Source organism: Streptomyces sp. SID3212 (assembly GCF_009865405.1).
Classification (GTDB): Bacteria; Actinomycetota; Actinomycetes; order Streptomycetales; family Streptomycetaceae; genus Streptomyces.
Window position 1 is genome coordinate 1 of the sequence record NZ_WWJY01000674.1, and the last position, 223, is coordinate 223.

General features: G+C 79.8%; 1 protein-coding gene. It reads left to right on the forward strand.

The features are described 5' to 3' along the window. On the forward strand, window positions 1-223 hold a 223-nt coding region (locus GT042_RS20175; RefSeq protein WP_161310120.1), incomplete at both ends, for an aminotransferase class I/II-fold pyridoxal phosphate-dependent enzyme.

Consider the following 223-nt stretch of genomic DNA (forward strand, 5'->3'; position numbering starts at 1 on the left):
GGGCGGGCGCGGAGCGCCGGCCGCCGCCGGGATCGCGGGAGCCCCGGGCGTCGTGGCCACGGTCACGCTCTCCAAGTCCCTCGGCAGCCAGGGCGGCGCCGTCCTCGGCCCGGCCCGGGTCATCGACCACCTGGTCAACGCCGCGCGGACGTTCATCTTCGACACCGGACTCGCCCCGGCGGCGGTGGGCGGGGCGCGGGAGAGCCTGCGGCTGCTGCGCCGC